Source organism: Pandoraea commovens, from assembly GCF_902459615.1.
GTDB classification, from domain to species: Bacteria; Pseudomonadota; Gammaproteobacteria; order Burkholderiales; family Burkholderiaceae; genus Pandoraea; species Pandoraea commovens.
Map to the genome: position 1 here is coordinate 146,194 of NZ_CABPSA010000006.1, position 22,973 is coordinate 169,166.

General features: G+C 61.4%; 16 protein-coding genes. 8 read left to right on the forward strand and 8 right to left on the reverse strand.

Translation table 11 applies throughout. The annotated features are described in order from the left end of the window. Window positions 1-436 precede the first annotated feature (436 nt). Together PCO31010_RS17810 and PCO31010_RS17815 are read right to left on the reverse strand one after the other, a co-directional pair. Window positions 437-1,297, reverse strand: a complete 861-nt coding sequence (locus PCO31010_RS17810) for a VOC family protein (protein ID WP_150665430.1) — start codon at window positions 1,295-1,297, stop codon at window positions 437-439. 26 nt (window positions 1,298-1,323) lie between these two features. Next, window positions 1,324-2,265, reverse strand: coding sequence for a LysR family transcriptional regulator (locus PCO31010_RS17815; RefSeq protein ID WP_174984897.1), 942 nt, complete (start codon window positions 2,263-2,265; stop codon window positions 1,324-1,326). 115 nt (window positions 2,266-2,380) lie between these two features. Here PCO31010_RS17815 and PCO31010_RS17820 point away from each other — a divergent pair, with 115 nt between their 5' ends. Next, on the forward strand, window positions 2,381-2,815 hold the full coding sequence (locus PCO31010_RS17820) for a cupin domain-containing protein (protein ID WP_150665432.1): 435 nt from the start codon (window positions 2,381-2,383) through the stop codon (window positions 2,813-2,815). A 27-nt stretch (window positions 2,816-2,842) separates the two neighbouring features. Here the strand turns inward: PCO31010_RS17820 and PCO31010_RS17825 are convergent, their stop codons facing one another. Both PCO31010_RS17825 and PCO31010_RS17830 read right to left on the reverse strand, forming a co-directional pair. After that, a complete protein-coding gene (locus PCO31010_RS17825; RefSeq protein WP_150665433.1) occupies window positions 2,843-3,637 on the reverse strand; it encodes an aldolase in 795 nt (264 codons plus the stop codon). A gap of 53 nt (window positions 3,638-3,690) precedes the next feature. After that, window positions 3,691-4,410 carry a haloacid dehalogenase type II gene (locus PCO31010_RS17830; protein WP_150665434.1) on the reverse strand — a complete coding sequence of 240 codons (720 nt, stop codon included), beginning with the start codon at window positions 4,408-4,410 and terminating at the stop codon, window positions 3,691-3,693. Window positions 4,411-4,520: 110 nt separating this feature from the next. On the opposite strand from PCO31010_RS17830, the gene PCO31010_RS17835 reads away from it, so the two are divergent. Then, complete coding sequence (locus PCO31010_RS17835; protein ID WP_150665435.1) at window positions 4,521-5,399, forward strand: LysR family transcriptional regulator; 879 nt, start codon at window positions 4,521-4,523, stop codon at window positions 5,397-5,399. Between the two features lie 11 nt (window positions 5,400-5,410). On the opposite strand, the gene PCO31010_RS17840 is transcribed toward PCO31010_RS17835, so the two are convergent. Next, window positions 5,411-7,018 (reverse strand): MFS transporter, encoded by a 1,608-nt coding sequence (locus PCO31010_RS17840; RefSeq protein ID WP_150665436.1) that lies wholly within the window; start codon window positions 7,016-7,018, stop codon window positions 5,411-5,413. After that, window positions 6,996-7,553, reverse strand: a complete 558-nt coding sequence (locus tag PCO31010_RS17845; protein ID WP_246184662.1) for a GlcG/HbpS family heme-binding protein — start codon at window positions 7,551-7,553, stop codon at window positions 6,996-6,998. Before PCO31010_RS17845 ends, PCO31010_RS17840 begins: the two co-directional genes overlap by 23 nt. A gap of 226 nt (window positions 7,554-7,779) precedes the next feature. Between PCO31010_RS17845 and PCO31010_RS17850 the strand changes: the two genes are divergently transcribed. Then, window positions 7,780-8,688, forward strand: coding sequence for a LysR family transcriptional regulator (locus PCO31010_RS17850; RefSeq protein ID WP_150665437.1), 909 nt, complete (start codon window positions 7,780-7,782; stop codon window positions 8,686-8,688). A gap of 17 nt (window positions 8,689-8,705) precedes the next feature. On the opposite strand, the gene PCO31010_RS17855 is transcribed toward PCO31010_RS17850, so the two are convergent. Then, entirely contained in the window at window positions 8,706-10,499 is a 1,794-nt protein-coding gene (locus PCO31010_RS17855; RefSeq protein WP_150665438.1) for a ShlB/FhaC/HecB family hemolysin secretion/activation protein, read from the reverse strand. Between the two features lie 232 nt (window positions 10,500-10,731). On the opposite strand from PCO31010_RS17855, the gene PCO31010_RS17860 reads away from it, so the two are divergent. The 4 genes from PCO31010_RS17860 (at window position 10,732) to PCO31010_RS17875 (ending at window position 21,017) form a co-directional block, all read left to right on the forward strand. Further along, entirely contained in the window at window positions 10,732-18,783 is an 8,052-nt protein-coding gene (locus PCO31010_RS17860) for a hemagglutinin repeat-containing protein (protein ID WP_150665439.1), read from the forward strand. Then, complete coding sequence (locus tag PCO31010_RS17865) at window positions 18,780-19,040, forward strand: hypothetical protein (protein ID WP_150665440.1); 261 nt, start codon at window positions 18,780-18,782, stop codon at window positions 19,038-19,040. Before PCO31010_RS17860 ends, PCO31010_RS17865 begins: the two co-directional genes overlap by 4 nt. A gap of 1,090 nt (window positions 19,041-20,130) precedes the next feature. Next, on the forward strand, window positions 20,131-20,571 hold the full coding sequence (locus tag PCO31010_RS17870) for a hypothetical protein (protein ID WP_150665441.1): 441 nt from the start codon (window positions 20,131-20,133) through the stop codon (window positions 20,569-20,571). Between the two features lie 20 nt (window positions 20,572-20,591). Further along, window positions 20,592-21,017 (forward strand): hypothetical protein, encoded by a 426-nt coding sequence (locus tag PCO31010_RS17875; protein ID WP_150665442.1) that lies wholly within the window; start codon window positions 20,592-20,594, stop codon window positions 21,015-21,017. 13 nt (window positions 21,018-21,030) lie between these two features. Here the strand turns inward: PCO31010_RS17875 and PCO31010_RS17880 are convergent, their stop codons facing one another. Next, a complete protein-coding gene (locus PCO31010_RS17880) occupies window positions 21,031-21,903 on the reverse strand; it encodes a LysR family transcriptional regulator (protein ID WP_150665443.1) in 873 nt (290 codons plus the stop codon). Window positions 21,904-22,102: 199 nt separating this feature from the next. Between PCO31010_RS17880 and PCO31010_RS17885 the strand changes: the two genes are divergently transcribed. Further along, window positions 22,103-22,963, forward strand: coding sequence for a transporter substrate-binding domain-containing protein (locus PCO31010_RS17885; protein WP_150665444.1), 861 nt, complete (start codon window positions 22,103-22,105; stop codon window positions 22,961-22,963). Window positions 22,964-22,973: the final 10 nt, after the last annotated feature.

Consider the following 22,973-nt stretch of genomic DNA (forward strand, 5'->3'; position numbering starts at 1 on the left):
ATGACGCAGATCCGCTCGTTCGCCTCGATAACACTTCATATACGAAGGAATAAGCTTATCGCGTCGCGGGGGCGGGCCAACTATAGCGGGTGACAGCGGGAACAGACAATGCCCGGACGCCGGATTGATTATTGTGAATATAGAAACAATCGGGTGAATTGTTGCGTCGCAGCATGATGATGACGCCCACCGGGCGGACGTTTGCGCCGCGCGTCGGGCGTTTCGACAGACGGGACGATGCCCTGAAAAACCACAAAATATTTTTCTGCAATGGAAGTGATCCGAGGCATCGGCGCTTCTCATCTGGCGAGATCTCGCCCGGGGGACGTATGCTGCGCGGCGCACCGTTGCCGTTTGTCTATGACGCGACACGAGGATATTGATCCGGCGTCGGCGGGGTGACCAATACCCGGCGCACGACGCGATCAGCGAACGCTCACACCATCGGGCCTTCGATGAATTGAAGCGCGACGTGGAAGGCGTCTTTCGCCGCGACAAGGATCGAGCCGTCGTCGAGCGTCTTCCACGGCACGCCGTGCTGGCGCAGTGTCGCTTCCGTTTGCGAGAGCGCGCGCGTGCGAAGCACCAGCGCTACGCCGCGTTCACTGCCGTCGTTCGTCGTCTCGACGTCACCGAAACGACGTGCGGCGTCGAGCGGGCTGACGATCTGCACCCGAGCGCGACCGGCGGTGAACGCGTAACCGTTTCCATCGATCTCGGAAAGCACGCCAGGACCGAAGGCACGGTCGTAGAGTGCGGCCGTCTGCGCCGGATTCGGCGAACTGATCACATAGCCGACGATGTCGGTCACACCGTTCGGATGTTCGCGCCATTCGTCGCGCCACACATGTTCGGGCGTCAGGTGATGGCAGAAGAACACACGACCGTTACGCACGAGATCGCTTGCCACGCGGACGGTGCGAAAGCGTGCGTCTTGCGTCGTGCCATCCGGCAGATGAACGGGGCGGAAGAACTCGGCAGGCGTTTCCACGCCGATGTCGCGCGCTTGCAATGCGGCGAAAACGCCGTGGACATCCTGTGTTTTGAAGCAAAGGCCGGTGAGGCCGAGTGGCGCTTGCATCACGTCCGGGCGGACCGTGGATTTGCCCGCCTCGTAGCCAAGTAGCTCAAGATAGTTCTCGCCGAAGATCGCGAGGTGGTTGCTGGAGCCGAGCGAGTGATGGCCGCGCTCGGTCAGTGCGAATCCCAGACGACGGTACGTCTCGACGGACACTTCGAGATCGCCTTTGACGTTGACCACGACGTGATCGAGAACCGGGAGAGGGAGCGAGTTCATGTTTGACCTTCGGTGCTTTCGACAAATTAGCGGGAAGTCGTCGATTCTCGCACCGATCGCTTGCGCGCTGTTCCACCGGTTTCCAAATGGGCGACAAGATGATCGGAGAACGCTTTGACTTTCGCCGTCAGCGCTCGCCGCGACGGGTAGACAAGATAGAGCCCGGCCTGTGCGTCGCCGCCATCGACCGGCATGCTGAGCAGTTGGCCGCTCGCGACTTCGGCGTCGCAAGTATGCGCGGGCAGCACTGCCATCCCCGCACCGTGCAAGGCCAGTTGTTTTAGCAGCGCGAAGCTGTTGGTGGCGACCGCATGGTCCTGCTGCGGCGGGACGAGTGCCGGGGATCGGGGCGTCGATGCCGACGCGGAACGCGGCTTGAAAACCAGTCGCGGGATGTCATGCGAATCGCTGCGCCCACGGCTTGAGCCGCGCTTTCGCATCGCCCTCTCGAACACCGGACTTGCAAAGCGCGCGAAGCCGAACGTGGCGATGCGACGCGCAACGATGTGATCGCCGCCGGGCTGGCCGCCGCGAATCGCCATGTCCAGATTGTCGTCGACGAAATCGCTCACGCTGTCGTCCACCAGCACGTCGAAGCGAACGCGCGGATGCGCTTCGCGGAATGTCGCGATGGCCTGACTGAGTGCGTCGAACGGAAAGTCGAACGGCACACCGAGGCGTATCGAACCGCTCAGGGGGCGGCGCCCGGAGGCATCGGCTTCACCGAATTGTTCGGCCTCGCGAAGCGTCCTGATCGCGCGTGCCGCACGCTCGAAGTAGTCGCGGCCGTCGTCCGTGAGCGCGATACGTCGCGTGGTGCGTCGAAGCAATATCACGCCCAGATGCGCTTCGAGCGATGCGACGCGCGCACTGAGCGTCGAGCGCGGAATTTCCAGCGTGCGCGCTGCGGCCGAGAACGAACCGCACTCGACGACGGTGACGAACGCCAGCGTTCCATTGAGATCCATTGTCCATTCCATTGGCAAGTCTTGCCAATTTTAGACGTCTTTTCTCTCAGGTGATCGGCAGCCAGAATGACGACATTCCCCCCGATCTCAATCACACGAAGGAGTGTCACGTTCCATGAAGTCTGAATTCAACCCGTCCGCCGATGTCGTGTCGTTTGCCAACATGGATGTGCGGCTCATTGCCGGGGTGCACGATCACGATGAGCGGGATCTCACGCTCATGGACATGACCGTGAACCCGCAAGGCGGCGCGCCGATGCATCGTTCGCTCGACGAAGAGAAGACGTTTGTGATGACACATGGGCGGTTGCGTTTCACCGTAGGCGCCACGACGCGCGACGTCGTTGCGGGCGATACCGTGAATGTGGCAAAGGGCGACGTGCACGGCTTCGTCAACGAGCAAGACATGTTGGCGCGCATGTTGCTGGTGTCCACCCCGGCGCGTCACGATGCGTTCTTCCGTGCCATGGCGGCGCTGCCTGTGCCGCACGACCCGCAGGCGGTGCGCGAGGTGTGTGAGACGTTCCGTCAGGAAATCGTTGGCCTCTGAGCGCAGGGCGGTTGGCGCAATGACGCCTTACCGGTCGAACGGCACCCCGGCGGCACGCAGACGTCGCATGGCGCTGTCCAGATGCGCGCGCGCACTTTGCGGGTCACCCGCGCGCATCTCGGCGGCGGTGCGTCGTGCGATGGCCTCGGGGACCGGACGAAGCTCCCGCCCCGTGCTCATCGCCTTGCACTGCACTTCGCAGGCGCGCTCCAGATAGTAGAGGTCGTCCCACGCTTCGGCGATGTTCGGTCCCGCGACCATCACGCCGTGATGCTTCATGAAGACGATGTCGGCGTCGCCCATCGCCGCGGCGATGCGGTCACCTTCCTCGTTGCCGAGCGCGAGACCGTTGTAGTTGGTGTCGAGCACCGTTCGTCCGTAGAACTTGAGCGCCGTTTGTCCCGCCCAGACGAGTGGCTCGCCTTCGCTCATCGCCAGCGCCGTCGCCCAGGGCATGTGCGTGTGGAAGGCCGCCCGCACGCGCGGGTTCGCCTTGTGCAGGCGCGCGTGGATGTAGAACGCGGTGGCTTCGGGCACCCCGTCGCCCGCCACGACATGACCGTCGAGATCGCAGACGAGCAGGCTCGACGCCGTGATCTCCTCGAAGGCCAGCCCGAACGGGTTCACGAGAAACCATCGGTCGCTGCCGGGCAACATCGCCGAGAAGTGATTGCAGATGCCTTCCTCGAAGCCATGCATCGCGGCTAGCCGGAAGCAGGCCGCGAGCTCTTCGCGCGCGGTGCGTACGTCGGGCGTGTCGAGATCCACGTCATCGACGCACAGCGACGCGTCGTCGGCGTTCAGCGAGAGGGTGTGCGCCATGTCGGTCTCCTCGTGATCGGTAGCATTAGGCAGCGTCTGGTGACGTCGAGCGCTTACCAGCCGAATCCGTCAAGCAACGGTACCACGGTGTCGAGCGTGGCAATGGTCACGTCCGGCGTGTAATCGGGCAGCGGCCGACGTCCGGTGCCGCGATCCACCCATACGCACCGGAAGCCGATATCGCGCGCTGCCGCGTGGTCCAGATGCGGGCTGGCGCAGATGTGGACGACGTCGTCCTTCGTCACGCCGAGTTGTTGGTGCGCGTAATCGAACAGACGGCGATTCGGCTTGTACGCCCCGGCTTGCTGCGCGGTGATCACGCGATCGATATGGCCGCCGAGTTGCGCGACATTGCCCGCGATGATGTCGTCGTCCGTGTTGGAGACGATGCACAGCCGGTAGCCGCGCGCCTTAAGTGCGGCCAGCGTCGGCACGACTTCCGGGAACGGCGGCATGGCCGAGATGTTGTCCGTCAGCACGCCGATGTCCTGCGGCGACGCTTGCAAGCCAAGATCCTGCAACGCAAGACGAAGTCCCTCGCCTGCGACCTCACGAAACGCACGGTGCGGTGGCGTTTGCTCCAGCGCGTGCTCGTGATGGTCGAACGTGGCGATCAGATCGGACGTGCCGATGTTGTGACCGGGCTTGCTTTGCAGAATGCGTGTGACCGCGTCGCGCAGCCCTTCGTCCCATTGAATGAGCGTGCCGTAGCAATCGAAGGTGAGCCATTGCGGACGCGGGCTGTGTTGCAGCGAAGTGGACGGTTGGGGCATGACGAGACTCCATGTCGATAACGGGATGACGTCAGCGTAGTCGTTTCACTTCATATTCTGAAATTAAATTAAAATTCAATACTTATCGAATTCGTAAATATGGTGCCGCCATGCTGGATCTCGGCTTACTTAAGACACTCGTTGCGGTCGTCGACGAAGGCAGCTTCACGCGTGCGGCGGAGCGGGTGCATCGCACGCAGTCGACGGTGAGTCAGCAGATCCGGCGTCTGGAAGACGAGCTTGGGCGGCAATTGCTCATGCGTGACCGCTCCGGGGTGAACGTCACGCCCACGCTTCATGGCGAACTTCTCGCGCAGTACGCACGCAAGTTGCTCGCGCTGTCGATGGAAGCCGTCGACGCGATGGAAAACGACAGCCGTGTCTCGACGGTACGCGTGGGACTGCCCGAGGACATCGACGCACGCCGCATGGCGGATATGCTCTCGCGCTTCGTGCAGGCGCACGGCGATATCCGTCTGGAGATCGTGGCGGGCATGAGTGCCGACTTGCGGGAACGGTTGAGTGCGGGCGATTTGGAACTGGCGCTCGTCAAACGCGAACCGGGGCAGGGCGATTGTCTGATGGCGTGGCCCGAGACGCTGGTGTGGGCGATGGCGGCGCGCTCGGCGGCGCGAGCGGCCGACTGCCTGGCCCACGCACCCGTGCCGCTGGCGCTGTTCCCGCAGGGGTGCATTTACCGTCAGCGCGCGATTCGCAGCCTCGACGCAGCGCAACGTCCGTGGCGCATGGCGTTCGGTAGCCACAGCCTGACGGGTATTCAGGCGGCGGTGTCGTCAGGGCTTGGCGTGTCGGTCCTGCCGGAGACGGTGCTGTTACCCGATCACGCCGTCTGTGACACCTTGCCGCCACCGCCACCTTCGGAGATTGCGTTGATGGATGGCGGTGGCCCGGCGTCGGCATCGCGTCGTGCGCTGGCCGACTTTCTCGCGGCGACGGTCGGCGAGACGCTGGGTGTCGCGACGGCGTAGTACGCCGGGACTTACGACGCGCGGGACGCCGGTGCAACGCTGGCTTCCTCGACCTCCGCACGGCCCATGCTCAGATGCACCGCCAACGCGCACAGCACGGCGAATACCCCGGCGGCGAGGAACGCGCCGCTAAAGCCGCTGGCGTACGCGCTGCGACCTGCGTCCAGCAGCGCATGGCCGAGCGAGTCGGGATAGAGATGCAACGCCTGCGAGAAGTCTCCGGCGGAGATCGCATCCGCGAAGTCGAGCCGTGTGGCCAGATCGCTTTGCGCGCTGCCGACCACCGCAGGGACGTGGGCTGCGACGCTGCGATGCACCCCGGCACTCAGCACTGCACCGAGCGCCGTATAGCCGAGCAAAATGCCGGAGAAGCGGAACGTCGTGCTGATGCCCGACGCCATCCCCGCACGATCCCGGGCAATCGTCCCCATGATGGCCTTCTGTGTCTCGCCATTGAGCAACCCGCCGCCGCTGCCGAGCACGAACATTGCAACGGTCAGCGACAGCGCCGAATGGGCGAGTCCCTGCGTCGACACGAACGCCATGGCGGCGTTGCCCAGTCCCGTCAGGGCGAGTCCCAGCACGAGAATCCGGTGCGACGGCAGATGCGCCGATAACCGCTTTCCGATCTGCGGAAGCAACAGCATCGCAATCGCGAACGGCAGCATGGCGATGCCTGCACCGAGGACCGATTCCCCCCGCGCGTTCTGGAGGAACTGCGGCAGCAGCGAGGCCATTACCTGCGCACAGGCGGCGTAGGAGAACATGGCGAGCGTCGCGCCTGCGAACGGCCATGAGCGGAACAGCGACAGATCGAGCATCGGCTGCGCCCGCGAACGCTCCACGCCCGCGAAGATCGCGAAGAGGACGGCACCGGCGGCGAAGCGCGTCAGAATGCCTGGGCTGGTCCATCCGGCGGCAGGCGCTGCGATCAATGCCCACGTCACGCAGAACATGGCGCTCGCGAACAGCGCGATGCCGGGGATGTCGACACCGTGCTGGCCCTGCGCTTTCGACTCGGGAACGATACGTACCACGGCGAGTGCAAGCGCAGCGCAGATAGGCACATTGACGTGGAACGCCCAGCGCCAGCCGAGCGTGTCGCCGATCACGCCGCCGATGAGCGGTGAGAGCACCATCGTCAGGCCCATCACCATGCCCCACAGTCCCCAAGCTCGGGCGCGCGCTTCTTTTTCGTGGAAGCCGTGGCCGATGATGGCGAGCGCGGGAGCCAGCAAAAACGCGGCGCCGACACCCTGCGCCGCCCGCGCGATGTAGAGCCACTGTGCCGTGGGCGACAGACCGCACGCGAGCGATGCCGCTGCGAAGCCGGTGATGCCGCAGAGGAATACGCGACGACGCCCGAATCGGTCGGCGATGGACCCGGCAGGCAGCAACAGCGCCGCGAAGCACAGCACGTAAGCCCCGATCACCCACTGCACTTGGGCGAAGCTCGCATGCAATTGCGCCGAAATGGTCGGCAGCACTACACCGACGACGTTGGTGTCGAGCACCGTCATCGCGCAGCCCGTGGATGCGGTGAGCAGTAGCGCGAGGCTACCCGTCGATGACGAGGCGGCGCTCGTGTTCGATGCGTTATTGGGGTTTTGCGTTGCCATGTTGGATGTCCGCTTGGATCAGGCCGTCGAGCCCGGCCTTGGCGATTTCCTCGTCATGTTGCGGGGTATCGGCCGACACGCCGATGGCACCGACCACCGTGCCGTTCACGATGAGCGGCAGGCCACCGCGCATGAGGACGTAGCCCTGCGCAGTGCCGACAGCACGACGTCCGCCGTTCACCGCGTCTTCCAGCACGCCGCTTGGGCGACGGAACAGCGCAGCAGTACGCGCCTTGCCCGGCGCGAGGTCCACGCCAGCGGGGACGGCAGCGTTGTCCATACGGACCAGCGCGATGGGCAGACCGGCGGCGTCGACGACCGAGATCACGCACGGCCAGCCTTCCGAGGCGGCTTTCGTCTGTGCGGCGCGAATGACGTTTTGCGCTGCGTCCAGCGTGAGGATGGGGCGCGTGGGCAACTCGGCGGCATGCGACAGCAGCGGCGTCGCGCCAGCGCATAGGGCGACCGTCATGGTGCAGAGCTGGGCGACGCGTCGAGGGGAACGGCGCAGGGCATCGAAAACGCGGTTATTCATCGTCAAAAACTCCCGTACTGAGTGAAGGGCCGCTGCCGGAAATTCCGTCGAAATTTCACGTCGGATGACAGCGATTCGAGTGGGAGTATTCGACCACGCAGGGGGCTGACGAGTCATTGCCGGGCGTCGGCGAAGTTATTAGGTAAAACCTAATGAAATCGACAATGACGCCCGCTTTGCCGCGCGGTAGCATGGCTGGGCACGCATAACAAACCGAGAGGACTTCGTGGAACTTCGGCACTTTCGCTACTTTGTGACGTTGGCGCAGACGCTGCACTTCGGACGTGCCGCGCAAGCGCTGGATATCGCGGCCCCCACGCTCACGGTGCAGATTCAGGACGTCGAACGCATGCTGGGTGTGCAGCTATTCGCGCGCAGTCGTCGCGATGTGCGTCTGACACCCGCCGGGGAGATGTTCCTGCTCGAAGCGAAGCAGGTGCTTGCGCAAGCCGAACGCGCCGTGCTGGCGGGGCAGCGGGCCGGACGTGGCGAGACGGGGCGGGTCGAAATCAGCTACGTCGGCTCGGCGGTGTACTCGGGCGTTCTGCAATCGCAACTGGCGGCGTTTCGTCAGGCGTGGCCGGGCGTGATCGTCACCGCACGCGAGGTGTCGCAACACGAGTCGCCCGCTATGCTCGTGGACAATCGCATCGATATCGCACTGGTGCGGATGCCGATCAATCTTCACAACCGGCATCGCGCGCACGTGTTATTTCGTGACAGTTTCTGTGTGGCGTTGCCAGCGGTAAATCCGTTGGCGAAGCAGTCGGGCGCAATCGATGCCGAGTCGCTCGACGGCGAGCGCTTCATCAATCCGGAGCAGACGCTGGGAACGTTCGAGGTGGCGCGTCGCGGGGGCTTCACGCCGGTAATCGGTTCTGCGCCGGGCTCGCTGATTGCTGTTCTGACGGCGGTGGCGCTGGGTGAGGGCGTGGCTATCGTGCCGGATGTCCTTGTGGGTGCGACGGCGATTCCCGGGGTCGTCTTCAAGCCGCTGGCAGGGCCGCCGATCCACTCGGAAATCTCGGCCGTGTTTCGCAGCTTCGAACCCTCGCTGGCCGTGTCGAAGCTGATCGCGCAGCTGACACGGACGGCTGCGGTGACCTCGTACGCGCTGTTCGATACGGCGAACTGAGCCGTGCACACGCGGCGCTAGTACTGTGCCGTGAGCGAGAAGCCGACTGTCGTGCGAGCCGTTTGAAACGACGAGGGTTTAACGATCGGCCTTCCGGCGAAGAGTTCGCTGGCCACGAAGCCGAACGGCAGACGTGTGTTCGTCCGCACGCCGACGACCGCACCTGCCAATTGCGTTCCAGCGAGATACTGTGCATTCGGGCCACTTACGCGCCCGTAATCTGCGCCCGCGAACAGCGAAACATCGAACGCGCCGCCGCGCTTCACCGTCCACTGCAATTCGTTGCGCCAGTAAAACCCCTTCTCGGCGGCGAGCGACGATTCTCCGTCGAAACCTCGCACGGTGTAGCGGCTTCCGATAGACAGACTATCGATGTAATGCAGCGTGTCGCGGGTGAACTGGCCGCGAAACGTCGTCACGTACCGAAGTGGCAATTGTCCGAGCGGCACCAGGAAACTTGCGTCGAGGACGGTCACGCCGAAGCGGTAGGTGGGGCCGCCGGGGAATGAATTGTCTGCGGCTGCGCCGAATCCCGGAATGCCTCGCCGATAAGTGAGGCTGCCGTCGAACTGTCCTGCGCCGATGTAGCGTCGATTCGAGAGCCCGAATTCGATGAACGTATGGTTGCGGTACTGCTGATCGATTTCGGTGTCTTCGATAAAGCTTCGCCCGAAGCGTTTGCTCAGTCTTACGTGCGCGCTGAACACGCTTTGTTGACTGCGATGAAGCACGCGCGAGAGTTTGACGTCCAGATTCTGCGACTCCCCACTCGTCGTGAAGGTCTCGTTAATCCCGGCAATCTGCTGGTTGTATCGGTTCGTGTAGGCGGAGAAGCTCGCCGTCCAATAGCCCCACGGTATCGAGTAAAAGGCGTTCCATCCACTTGATCCGAAACGTTTGTCGGCGAATGCCAGATCGCGCGTGGCGCCCACGTTCAGGATGTCGTTCAGTCCTAGCGGATTGTCGATGCCGAGCGTCACGTTGCCTATCAGTTTCCCGGTGGCGCGTGAGCCGCCGTTGTCGACGGACGTGACGACAGTCCAGCGCTTTGCACGGTCGACTTCGATCAGAACATCGCTCTCGCCCGGCACGTCGGTCGGCACGATCTGCATCGTCACGTCCTGACTCGCCAGACGCTTCATCTGCTCAAGCCCTTGTTCGAGATCGCGCAGTTCCAGCAACTTGCCTGCCCCCGTGGGAAATGCCGAGCGCCAGGTGCCGTATTGCGACGGGTCGGAGAAGCGAATCTCCCGAATCAGGCCGGGAACGAGCGAGAGCGTAAGCGTGCCGGACGAGAGGTCCTGCTCCGGAACAAGGACGCGGGTCGTAACGTAGCCCTTCGCCAGAATGGCCTGCGTCAACCCCGTGGTGATGACGGACACGCCCCGGCTGCCGATGCAGCGACCGCGATAGTGATCGAGCCAGCGCTGTGCGAAAGCAAACGGATCGAGTTCAAGCGACGAGGCTCCTGCCGCCCGCGCAGCTTCGGAAAGTGTGCTTGGCACTTCCAGCACCAGTCGCTCGACGCGAAAACAGGGAATTTCCTCAGGGATCGCTGGAAATCCCTGCGCGTCGGGCAGTTCGGAACGTACCCCTGGGGAGTCGATGGCCGCCGCGCGTTCCTGCGCCTGCCGCTGTTGTTCCAGAAGCTGCTGCTGGCGGGCGTTGCCTGCTGCGGCGTCAATGACGGGCGTCGCAGCGGGCGGCGGCGTTTGCGCAGTGGCGAACGGCAGCAAGGGAGGGGACGACAGCGCCATTGCGCATAGCAGGCGACGGATCGTCGTGGGGGAACGACGCGGAGCGATTTTCATGATGAAGCGCGTAAGTTAGGCGTCGAAATCTAATCGACGCCCCTCGCGTTCGTTCCGGTTGTGAGAATTTTTTGGGATGCAACCCAATTTGTTCTGCTTTCTGAAGGAACGTCCCCAGACCAAACAGATACTCCGATCTTCAGAAAATTCCCGCCAGCGAAAGTTGGTATCCAAGACGTAAGGCACGGGGTTAGGACCCGCTCGCAATCGTCTTAAAAATCAAGAAGATCAGATGAACGCACACGTGAACGGGCAAGGCCGCAATGGGGTTCGGGGCAGTCGTGGGGAAGGTGGTTTGCAGCGCGCGATGGTTCGCGCGCTGGTGCTGGCTCAGGTCATTGCGCCGGTGGCAGCGCGTGCACAGGTGGTGGCCGTGCCCGGGGCCAATGGGCCGGGTGTGGTTCAGACCGCGAATGGTTTGCAGCAGGTGAACATCACGGCGCCCACGGCTGCCGGTGTGTCCAAGAATGTGTACTCACAGTTCGACGTGCCGCGTCAGGGCGTGATCCTGAACAACTCGTCGACCCTCGTGAACACGCAGCAGGCCGGGTACGTGAACGGCAACCCGAACCTCGCTCGCGATCAGGCGGCGCGCGTCATTCTGAATCAGGTCAACAGTCAGTCCCCGAGTCAATTGCGCGGGTATCTGGAAGTCGCTGGCAAAGCGGCGCAGGTGGTGGTGGCGAACAGCGCCGGGATACTGGTCGACGGCGGCGGTTTTATCAACACGACGCGCGGTGTGCTCACCACGGGCACGCCCATCATGGGGTCGGACGGTAGCCTCACGGGATATCAGGTCAACGGCGGACGGCTCGTGATTCAGGGCGACGGGCTGAACGCACAGAACGTCGATCAGGTCGATCTCATCTCCCGTGCGGTGCAGGTCAACGCCGCGCTGCACGCCAAACAACTCAACGTAGTGACGGGGACGAATCGCGTCGATCACGAGCGGCTGTCCGTGCAAAAGACGGCCGCCGATGCGGATGCGCCGGATGTGGCGCTGGACGTGGGGCAACTTGGGGGCATGTATGCGCAGCGCATCTTCCTGCAAGGCACCGAGAACGGCGTGGGCGTTTCGAATCGCGGTGTGATCGCCGCACAGGCGGGCGATCTGACGCTCACGACCGAGGGCAAGCTCGTCAACACCGGGCAAACGCTCGCCAGCGGCGCCATGACGATGGCCGCGCGAGCGCTCGATAACACGGGCGGAACGTTGGTCGCTGAGCGCCTCGATGTGACGCTCGACGGCGCACTCGTCAATCGTCAGGGATCGATCTCTGCGGCGGCGTCGACGATCACCGCCGCTGCACTGGATAACGATCACGGCCGTTTGCACGCCGATGCGTTGTCGCTGACGGTGTCGGGCGACGCATCCAATCGTTCAGGCGAAATCAAGCAGTTCGGTGCATCGGATCAGACGATCAAGGTGGGTGGTGCGCTCGATAACACCGGCGGGACGATGGCGACGAACGCTGGATCGCTCGCACTCGACGTGGGGCAGATGACGAACGATAGCGGGACGGTGAGTCATCTCGGCGATGGGCAGTTTGCGTTGACGTCGTCCGGCGTCATTTCGAACCGCAACGGACTGGTGGGGACGCTCGGTGTGCTTCGGACAACGGCGGCGTGGCTTAACAACACTGGCGGCGAACTCAGCGCGGCCGATTCGGTGCAGGTGTCGACGGCGGGGGGTCTCGTCAACCGCGAGGGGGGTGTCGTCTTCGGGGCTAAGGGTCTCACTGTGTCGGCGGGCGGTGACATCGACAATACGAGCGGTTCGATGCAATCGACCGGCGACGTGCGCGTGAGCGCCAGCGGTGCACTGACCAACTCGGGCGGGCGCGTCAGCGCGAACGGTGCGCACGACCGGCTGACGGTATCCGCGCAGACCATCGACAACGCGTCGGGCCAGATAGCCAACGCGGGGGATGGGGATACCGAAGTCGTCGCCACAACGACTATCGACAACACGGGTGGCACGCTGGGCGGCAACGGTCGGTTGAGTATCGATGCGGCATCCGTCGCCAACGTGGCGGGCGGCAAAGTGGTTGGCGGGGGCGATCTGGCGCTAGGCATTCGCGATGCGCTCGATAACACCGGCGGTCAGGTCTTCGGCGGCGCTTCGCTGACGATGACGCAGGGCGGTGCACGCGTGACGAATACGGATGGCGTCATGGAAAGCCGTGGCGACGTGGCCATGCAACTGGCGTCGCTCGATAACACGCGCGGTATCGTGCGCTCGAATCGGGACGTCAGTGTTGGCGGTGCGATGACCGGTGCCGGGCAGATGACCGCCGGTCGCGACCTGACGGTTGCGGCGAGCGGCGATTACGTGAATGCGTCGATGAACCGGTTGCGCGCTGACGGAGCGCTGACGGTGACGTCTACGGGACGCTTCGTCAACGATGGCGCACTTGAAGCGCCGGGCACCCTCAACGTGCGCGCCGTGCAGATCGTCAACAATGCGGGCGGTCTGATCAATGCGGCAACGACGCAGTTGAGCGCCGACGATCGGCTTTCGAACGAAGGCAATATCGGCGGCGATACGGTTCGTCTGAAGGCGAACACCTTCAACAATGTCTACGGTGTGCTGGGCAACGATGTTCAGGTCGATGCCGCCGATGTCGACAATGCCGGGCCGTCCGCCATCGTGGGCGCGACGCGTCGGCTGGCCGTGTATGCGTCCAACGCTGTAGTGAACCGCGACGGCGCGCTGCTGTACAGCATGGGCGATATCGAAATCGCGCGGGACGGCGTGCGTGACGCTACCGGGATGCTCGCCAATCAGTCGTCGCAACTGACGAACAGTTCGGCGAGCATTGTCGCCGATGGCCATCTGGATATCGCTGCGCGCGTGGTGGACAACAAGCGCACCAGCATCGTGACGCAAGCGGGTACGCCGCAGAGCGAGACGAAGACCTTCGGCTTGTGGACGGCCGGTCTGATCGGCGGTGACGAAACGCTGTGGCATGACAGCAAGACGTTCCCCGAGTGGAAATGGAACGCGGGGCACGCGCCCATCTCGTCGATGTTGCTCGAACGCCTGGCACTTCCTGTGACGGTCGAACTGCCGAAATCGGAGGTGACCAATCTCGACATGGCGGCGAAGACCTTCAGCCTGACGCGTCCCATCATCGAAACCTATTCGGATGCCACGACGCAAGGGCAGGGGCCATGCGACGATCACGGGAACTGCGCCGATGGCATCAAGACGCGTGAGGTGGCGACGCAGGCCGTGCAGTACTTCAACGGCATCGTCGACACTGGTTCGACCTATCGCATCACGTTCTGGCCGGACTGGAATCCGAGCACGATGATTCGCCCCGACGAGGCCATCTCCCGTGGCGATCTCGGCATCGACCAGCGCGACTACAACGAACTGAAGCGTGTGGTAACGACGACACGTACACGTGACGAACTGGTGAGCGCGTCGGCGGAGGGCAAGCTTCAGGCGCAGGGGACGATTCGCATCAATGCCGATGGTGGCGAGATCCGCAATCGGTCGTCATTGATGACGGCGGGCGGCGACCTGATTCGTCGTGCGCAAGGCGGCGCGGTGCGTGATGAGGGCATCGCCTTGCAGGAGCGTGTCGAGCAGTCGCAGGTCTCGACCTTCTACTGGCATCAGAAGTCCGGCGGCGATTCCGAGCAGCTCGACGTCGCGTATCCGGTGATGCCACTGCCGCCGACCACGGTGGCCTCACTCCCGGCGATTGCTGTGGGCAATCAGACCGTGGAGACCAGCGGCCAGACGATCACGGTATCGAGCGTCGACCGGAACGGCAACACCGTCGGCGACACTGGCGTGACGGGCGGCAACGGCAGCGGGTCGGCACTTATCACGCTGCCGGGCGGCATTCCGGGGCTGACGTTGCCGGGCAGTCCTTTGTATCAATTGCGTCCGGCGCCGGAGCAAACCTATCTCGTTGCAACCGATCCGCGCTTCACGCAGTACGGAAAATTCATCTCCAGCGATTACATGCTCGACGCGCTCGGGCTGGACCCGCAGAAAACGCAGAAACGTCTTGGCGACGGTTTCTACGAAACGCAACTCGTGCGCGATCAGATCACGGCGCTCACTGGCAGGACGCTGCTTGGCGGCAACGCGGACTATCTCGCGCAGTACACGGCGCTGCTGGGTAACGGCGTGGCGTATGGCAAGCAGTTCGATCTGAGCGTGGGGATTGGGTTGTCCGACGTGCAGATGCAGCAGTTGACGACCGATCTCGTCTGGCTTGTCTCGCAGGACATCACGCTGCCGGACGGCTCGGTGCAGTCGGTTCTGGTGCCGAAGGTTTATCTGGCGCAGGCGAACACCGTCGATCTGGCGAGTACCGGCGCGTTGGTGGGTGGGGGAAGCGTGAAGCTTGCCGCTACGGGTGACGTCCAGAACAGCGGGCGCATCGTGAGCGATACCGCGACGACCGTGCTGGGCGACGCCATCGTCAACTTCGGTTCTCTCGGCAGCCGTGGCACGACGGCGCTGACGTCGCTGGGCGACATTCGCAACACCGGCGGTCGCATCGACGGCCAGGACGTCGTGGTGCGCGCGGGGCGCGATCTCATCAACGAATCGACCACGCTCACACAAACGGCGGGGACGGATGCCGACGGGTTCGCGTCGCGCGCTTCGGCGACATCGATCGGATCGGTCGGGCTCATTTCGGCATCGAACAGTGCGACGCTCGTCGCGAATCGCGACGTGACGCTCAATGCCGGTGCGATCGCGAGCGATGGCTCGGTGACAGTGGCCGCCGGGCGCGACATCCAGTTGAATACGCTCGCGGTGGGGCAGTCGCAAACCGTCGGCACTCGCGACGGCAAGAATGGCGGCAGTGATGTCGTCACGCAGCACGTGGGGAGTGCGATTTCGTCAGGCGGCAATCTCACGACCGTGTCGGGACGCGATACCACGCTAAATGCCGCCACGCTCAGCGCGGGCGAGAACGTGACGGTGATCGCGGGCAACGATGTGTCGGTGAATGCCGTGAAAGATGTTTACACGCACGACGCGCGGTCGCATGGCGGGACGTTGAAGTTCGTCGATTCCACGCTCGACGAGTCCGTGCGCGGCACGCAAGTCGTTGCAGGTAACAACGTGATCGTCGGCGCAGGGCAGACGGCGGTCGCCGGGGAGCTTCTCGGCGCTCACGCGGTGACGCCGGTCGCACAGACATCCGGCACGGGCAACCTGACGATTCTGGGCTCGACCGTAGCTTCGCATGGCGCGGGCACGGCGGCGCTGGCGGCGACGGGCGACGTCACGATCGGAGCGGTGTCGGAAACGCACGATAGCTATCGCTGGCAACACAACAGCAGTTCGGGGTTCCTGTCGAAGTCGGAGGAAACGTCCGAAATGCGCTCGCATCAGACCGTTGCCGTGGGCTCGACCGTTTCTGCGGATACGGTAGGCGCGACGGCGGGCCGGGACCTGAGCGTGATCGGCTCCACCATGGTCGGCACGCAAGACGTCGCGTTGCAGGCCGGGCGGGATCTGCGAATTGAGACGGCCGAGAACGTGAGCGAAAGCAGTTCGTTCCACGAGAAGAAGCACTCGGGCCTCGGGTCTTCAGGCGGCGTCGGGATTTCCTATGGCAAGAATGAGCAGCAACACCGAACCAACGACAGCAGCGTGACGCACACGGGCAGTCTTGTCGGAAGTCTGGACGGCAACGTCAGTCTGGTGGCGGGCAGGGATCTGTCGGTGCGCGGTAGCGATGTGATGGCGGGGGGTGACGTGACCGGTATCGGGCAAAACGTCTCCATCGAATCGGTCGTCAATCGCGTGCATCACGACGAGGCGCACGAGTACAAGAGTTCGGGCTTCACGCTGGCGCTGAAGTCGCCGGTCATCGATGCGGTGCAGAACGTGACTAGTCAGGTGAATGCAGCGGTGGATTCCGGTGGCGACGCGCGCGTGTCGGCGTTGCGGGGTTATGCGGCTGCGAGCGGCGCCTATGGTGCGGTGGGTGAGGCCGGTAAGTTGCTAGACACACTTGATGCAGGCAAGACGCCAGAAGCGAAGGTGGAGCTTAGCTGGGGATCGTCGAGCAGCAAGTCGACGTCGTCGCTCGACAGCACGCAGAACGTGGCGAGTCAGATCAAAGCGGGCGGCACGGCGGCGTTCATTGCGACGGGCGACGCCGCGAGCGGCAAGGGCAACGTCAACGTCATTGGCTCGACCATCGATGCGAAGGACGTACTGCTGCAAGCGACGAATCAGGTGAACCTGCGTCACAGCACCGATACGGAATCGACGCGTAGCGAGAACGAATCGAAGAGCGGGAGCGTGGGTGTGTCGGTCGGTACGGGCGGTGTGGGGGTATCGGCCTCGGCGTCGCGAGGAAACGGCGATGCGAACTCGGATTCAATCTTCCAGAACAACACGCACATCAACGCGAGTCATACGGCGGTGATTGTGAGTGGTGGCGACACGAACGTCGTCGGCGCGAACGTGAACGCCGATAAGGTGATTGCGCGTGTAGGTGGTGATCTGAACATCGCGAGCGTGCAGGACGCGAGTGAGAGTTCAGCGCATCAACAGAGCATGAGCGGCGGCTTGAACCTGAGTCAGGGCGGTGCGTCTGGGAGCTTCAGTTACTCGCGGGGTAATGCCAGCGCAAACTATGCGGGTGTGGTGGAGCAGTCGGGCATTCAGGCGGGGGCTGGCGGGTTTGACGTCGATGTGGCGGGCAACACCGACCTGAAGGGGGCGTACATCGCGAGTACGGCGGAGGCGTCGAAGAACCAGTTGACGACGGGCACGCTGACGTTCTCCGACATCGAGAATCACTCGGAGTACAGCGCGAACAGCTTTGGCTTCGGCGGTGGATTTTCCATCGCGAACGGCGGCACGGAGACAAAGAAGACAGGCCCGAAGTCGGGCACGAACAAGGGCGGCATTTCTCCGATGCTGCCGCAGTCTGAGAGCGGCAATGAACGTGCGACGACTTACAGCGGCGTGAGCGAAGGCACGATCACGCTGACGGACGGAGCGAACCAGAAGCAGGATCTGGCGAGCCTTAAGCGCGACACGACGGATCTGAACGGCACTGTCAGCCGCACACCGGATTTGCAGGAGTTGCTGAACGACCAATCGCGCCTGATGTCGGCCGCGACGGCGGCGGGGGAAGCGGTTGCGAGGGATATCGGGACGTATGCGTCGAAGAAAGAGGATGAGGCACGGAAGCTAGCGGAAAAGACCACCGATCCGGAACTGAAAGCGCAATACGAGCAAGAAGCGGAGAACTGGAAGGAGGGCGGCGACTACCGGGCGCTGATGCATGCAGCCGGTGGCGCAATCGTAGCGGGCTTGGGCGGAGGCAATGCCTTGGGTGGTGCGCTCGGCGCAGGCGCGACGTCGAAGCTTGGCGATACGCTGAACAAGCTGAGCGCGGAAATCCAGAACTCACGCCCGACGGGCAACGCAGATGTCGATGAAGCACTGGCGCAGATTGTCGCGACAGGTATTGGAACGGCAGTGGGCGCAGCGGTGGGTGGAAGCTCGGGGGCGTTTACTGGGTTTAATACGGATCGGTTTAATCGGCAGTTGTACACGGAATACGGTGCCGATGAGCGAGTTCTGGCCAAGCACCTTGCGGAAAAAAGTAACGGCCGTTACACGCAGTCGGAAGTCGAGGATCAGCTGCGGCTGATGGGCGTTTCCAAGGACGGTGAGGGATATGTGCCAGTTGGCCTAGCTGAAGAGCTGAACGGACGCAGACCAAGAGACCCGGGGGCGAGGTGGACCAACACCGGGATCATGAACGAAAACGGAACCGAGCTCGTCGTTCAATCACTTCCGCAGCCAAATTACGCGCTTCAGGCATACATCATGGCGAATTACGGAACAGCGCTGCCGGGCCAGGTGCCGAGCAGTTTTGACTATGAGCCAACGCCTGTAAAGATGGACCTTCGCGGAGGCGTTGCCTATGTTGGAGATGGCATTGCCACCAATGCGGGGCGAACGGCTGCGCTTGCCACGGCCATAGCGACGTTCCCCTCGCCGATCACACGTCCATTTGCCTTAGTTGCTTACGTGGCGACTGGGACGGAACTTGCTGCAAACGCGATGGTGCAATTTGCAAGGCCAGACGTCGGGCAGTATTTGGTGAGCGGGACTGCTTCGATAGTTGTCGATCGGCTTTCGTGGAAACTCCCAGTGGCGAGTCCTATATTTAATGAGACATCGAATTACTTAAATTCACAAGGTTTCTTTAAGCCCGTGGAGGACAAGATAAATCGTGTGTGGGGTGATGTTGAAAATATGGCGGTGAAAAAATGAAATTGAGATTTATTGAAAATGGAAATCTTTCCGGTTGGGTTTGTACCGTTTTAATTGCGGTTGGGATGGTGATGTTTTATGTTGCCTTGGAGTATGTTTCCAATTCATTTGGAAGTCTTTTTTTGTTGCTTCTGGGGTTTGCTTTGATGGCTATCGCCGGCACTTGTAGTCGCGCCGGCTTGTTAGGTATTCGTCCTTTTGATAACGAATACAAGAAAGCTAAAAAAACCTACGATACGCAGCGGGAAGAGCACTAGTCCTAAGGAACAGACTTGTGAGGGCTTCGTAAACTAGGGCGGGCACGCTGACGTCCTCCGACATCGATAATCACTCGGAATACAGCGCGAACAGCTTTGGCATCGGTGGTGGATTTTTAAGCTTCGAAGTTACCACTGCAGCGGTAAGAGCGCTCAGAGCTCAAATGAAGGTGGGGAAAAGTGATGCGCCTTGTGTGTTTGCTCTTGTTGGCATATGTGCTTTCACTGCTGAGCTTTGCCATGATCAAAGTTATGGCCATCCTGCTGGCAGTCGCAATTTATGGAGGGGCGTATCAATGGAGCGTGGAGGACACGCGGTTTGTGGTAATTCGTGGTTCGATTCTGGCTCTGTTCTTCTGGGTCGTGATACAGCTTCAATATTTAAAGGTCCGATATCGTCTGCAAAAGCGATGTCGAGATGGGGATGAGTGTGAGCGGATTCGCAACGAACGCTAAACCAGGTGGAAGCGCAGAAATTGAGGAAAATTTCGCGTATTTGAAATTACGTGTGGACAGTAATTGATAATTAAAAACAATTGGGCGAGATATTGTTGTGTCGGGGGGTATCAAAAAATAGATAAAGTTGCGGAGTGAAATTTGATTGGAAAATTGATTCTGTGCTTCGTGTGTGTTTCATTTATTTCGTTTGTTGCATTTCTCATTTCATGGATCATCGCAACCTATGGGTACGAATTTTTGTATGGGAAGCAATATTCTCCCCAATGGGATGACGTGATCTATGTTTTGAAATTAACCTTTCTGACTTCTTCGGTTTTGACAGTGGTTGCATGGGGAAAGGCTTTCCAAGTTTGATTGGAGGTATTGATGGGTTTCGGAGGTTTTGATGTGAGATCTGCTGCTCACAATCCGGGTGTGAGTTGATTTGTCTAGATGTTTGATGTCGAATTTGAATGTCGGTGGAGCGTGCAGATGGTTGTTGTCAATTGAACAAATGGTTTCTGTATATTTTCTCTCCGCTCATCGGGGAGGCCGTGATCTGTCTGGCGCCGCTTTTCCAACCCTGAGGCGAAATTCATGTTGTGGTACATGAATCGAAAAAAGGCCTCTCATTGCAGTTCGCAAAGAAGTGATGCTTGACAAGAATTTTGATAATTTTGTGGGCGACGATAGTTTCGCGTTTGCGGAGGTAGCGTGTTACTTGCTGGCGATGCTGAGTATTTTGGACGTGCTCATCTTGTTGGCAGGTGTCAGTCCGCACGCTCTGGACGATCGATTCCCTTCCGGGCAACGGTCGTTTATCCTCGCGATCATCTTGATTTTCCAAATTTCTTCGGCCGCCTGTTACTACGCCATAGCAAGGCGCCTCTCCACCTGCACCATGTTGCTTTGGCGAGTGACGCTAGGCGTCTTCTTGCTAAATCTGATCTGGAATGCGCAGTTAATGACTTTCAAACCCGGGCCGCTTCCGATGCTGCTGGGCATCCTCTCCTTGGGAGGGATAATTTCGGTCGTTCGGGGGCGGAAGTCGATGCATGACCGGAATGTTGCCGCAGTGAGGCCCGGAGTTTGATTGATGCGAGTGAATGTTCGATGGAAAAGAAATCCCCCAAAGACAATTTTCTGATTGCGCAAGTTGCGTTTTGTTATTTTGCAGTACTCAACGCATTTATTCTTGTAATGGCCTTGATCGGAACGGACTATTCGTTGAACGGCGCATCGTTGCTCCAAAAAATATCGGTTTTGGCGAACACCATCGCTAACGTGTTCCTGATGACGCTCGGGTTTGTAGTCATGGCTATGAGCCTGGAGCGGTGTACGAAAGTCGTCTGGCGGATAGCGTTATTCGTCCTCATCGTGGCTGTGATCGTCAATGTGCTGGCGATGCTTGCGCAACTAACCATCATGCCGATCTTGAGCACTATCGTTTCGGTTGCCGGTATCGCATCATTGCTGTATGAGCGAAACGCGGTTTTCGGGAGGTCGAAGAGCAATACTTCGGGCGTCTTGCACGGCTGATATCCCACTCTCCTTAGGTGCCGGGATGAAACCTCGCCAACAACTCCAAAAACAGATCCAGCGCCCGAGTCCTCGGGCGTGAGGCTTCCGTGATCGCGCTAATGGAGTTTTCGTACTCGGGGCCGGACGGCACTCTTACCAGTGCGTGACGCTTCGCAAACGACGCCGCGTAATACTGCGGCAACAGCCCCACGTAGTGTCCCGAGAGCACCAGCATCGCCACGGCTTCCAGTCCGGATGCCGTCGGTCCACGCGTCAAGCCCAGTGAGTTCAGCGCTTCATGCACGAACGGTTGCGTTCGATACACCAGCGGTAATGTCGACGCGTCCTTCATCCGATGCCGCGCCACATACAACTGATGACGTTCGATAAACAGCGGCTGGTAATGAAACCCCGCTTCACGCCGGTACATCCCCCGTATCGCGATCTGCACGCGACGCTCGCGTAACGCCAGATCCAACTCGTTGAATGTCATCACCGTCAATTCGACCTTGACGTCGGGCGCTTGCGTCTTGAGCGCATCGAGCGCCTCGGGAATGTGACAGCCGACGTCCGACAGAATGTGCTCGACCATCCCGATAGAGAGCGTCCCAGAGAGCACGCCGCGCACGGCGTCGATTTCGGGACGGATGCGCTCTAGCGACTTCAGCGCATCACGCGCTAACTCCAGCGCCACCTTGCCCGCATGCGTCAGCACAAAGCCCGACGGTCCGCGCTCGCACAACCGCGTGCCCAACGTCTCCTCGACTTCGCGAATATGTCGACTGATCGACGCCTTCGACATATTCAACTGCTTCTCGGCCGCAGCAAAGCCGCTTGCCTGCGCCACCGCGCAGAAGATGCGTAACGAGCGCAGATCACGCTCGCTGAATTCCCGATTTGCCATCGCCTGTACCTGAAGGGCGCAACGCCCTCAAAAGGTTTCATTTTCTGAAACCATACCAATAAAAAAATCATTTTTCATGATCTTTTTGCCCGCATACATTGAATTGCAGAGGCGCGAATTCCCCCGGACACAGACGCAACCACACCGACAGACCGGACGCGCCGGATCAAGACCCAACCCACATGACGCGAGGCAAGCTATGAAGACCTGGTCCAGACGATCCTTTGTAAAGGCGACGCTTGCATCGAGCGCCGCATTGGCGCTCCCAGTCGTGCCGACGCTGGCGTTCGCCGAAGGCGGCACGCTCGCCGACATCAAGAAGCGCGGCAAGCTGACGGTCGGCACCGAAGCGGCCTACGAGCCATTCGAATATGTCGAAAACGGACAGGTGGTCGGGTATGGGCACGATGTCCTCGAACTGATGGCAGCGAAACTCGGCGTCAAGCTCGAACAGATGAATCTGCCGTTCCAGGGCTTGCTGCCGGGCCTGATGTCGCACAAGTTCGACTTTGTGGCGACGAGCGTCGGCATCACGCCGGAGCGCGCCAAGCGCTTCGCGTTCAGCCAGCCGGTCGGTGTCGTGCGCTCGGTGCTGATGGTGCGTGTCGACGAGACCGCCATCAAGAGCGGCATGGACATCGCGGGCAAGACCATCGGCACGCAGATGGGCTCGTCGTCCCAACCGGTAGCGGACGAGTTCGAGAAGGAACTCAAGGACAAAACGGGCAAGGGCTACGCGGGCACGCGTCTGTTCCAGGCGTATCCGGACGTCTCCAATGCGCTCGCCAACAAGACCATCGATGTGGCGCTGATGCCGTCCAACATCGCCGCCGTGCAGATGCGCAAGCAACCGAACGTGTTCCGCATCGCGGGCACCATCGGTCAGCCGAAGCTGCTGGCATGGGTGGCGAACCCGAACGATCTCGAGATCCGCAAGTTCATCAACGACTCGCTCGACGAATTCCGAGCCAACGGCAAGCTCGCCGCGCTCCAGAAGAAGTGGTTCGGTGGCCCGATGGACACGCCGCGCGAGAACTACCTGCCGCAGGGGGCGATTTGACCTCCGCAGC

Coding starts and splice junctions, on each gene's coding strand:
- PCO31010_RS17810 (WP_150665430.1), bottom strand. CDS start 1,297: ATGAACTCGCTCCCTCTCCCGGTTCTCGATCACGTCGTGGTCAACGTC.
- PCO31010_RS17815 (WP_174984897.1), bottom strand. CDS start 2,265: ATGGATCTCAATGGAACGCTGGCGTTCGTCACCGTCGTCGAGTGCGGT.
- PCO31010_RS17820 (WP_150665432.1), top strand. CDS start 2,381: ATGAAGTCTGAATTCAACCCGTCCGCCGATGTCGTGTCGTTTGCCAAC.
- PCO31010_RS17825 (WP_150665433.1), bottom strand. CDS start 3,637: ATGGCGCACACCCTCTCGCTGAACGCCGACGACGCGTCGCTGTGCGTC.
- PCO31010_RS17830 (WP_150665434.1), bottom strand. CDS start 4,410: ATGCCCCAACCGTCCACTTCGCTGCAACACAGCCCGCGTCCGCAATGG.
- PCO31010_RS17835 (WP_150665435.1), top strand. CDS start 4,521: ATGCTGGATCTCGGCTTACTTAAGACACTCGTTGCGGTCGTCGACGAA.
- PCO31010_RS17840 (WP_150665436.1), bottom strand. CDS start 7,018: ATGGCAACGCAAAACCCCAATAACGCATCGAACACGAGCGCCGCCTCG.
- PCO31010_RS17845 (WP_246184662.1), bottom strand. CDS start 7,553: ATGAATAACCGCGTTTTCGATGCCCTGCGCCGTTCCCCTCGACGCGTC.
- PCO31010_RS17855 (WP_150665438.1), bottom strand. CDS start 10,499: ATGAAAATCGCTCCGCGTCGTTCCCCCACGACGATCCGTCGCCTGCTA.
- PCO31010_RS17860 (WP_150665439.1), top strand. CDS start 10,732: ATGAACGCACACGTGAACGGGCAAGGCCGCAATGGGGTTCGGGGCAGT.
- PCO31010_RS17865 (WP_150665440.1), top strand. CDS start 18,780: ATGAAATTGAGATTTATTGAAAATGGAAATCTTTCCGGTTGGGTTTGT.
- PCO31010_RS17870 (WP_150665441.1), top strand. CDS start 20,131: ATGCTTGACAAGAATTTTGATAATTTTGTGGGCGACGATAGTTTCGCG.
- PCO31010_RS17875 (WP_150665442.1), top strand. CDS start 20,592: ATGGAAAAGAAATCCCCCAAAGACAATTTTCTGATTGCGCAAGTTGCG.
- PCO31010_RS17880 (WP_150665443.1), bottom strand. CDS start 21,903: ATGGCAAATCGGGAATTCAGCGAGCGTGATCTGCGCTCGTTACGCATC.
- PCO31010_RS17885 (WP_150665444.1), top strand. CDS start 22,103: ATGAAGACCTGGTCCAGACGATCCTTTGTAAAGGCGACGCTTGCATCG.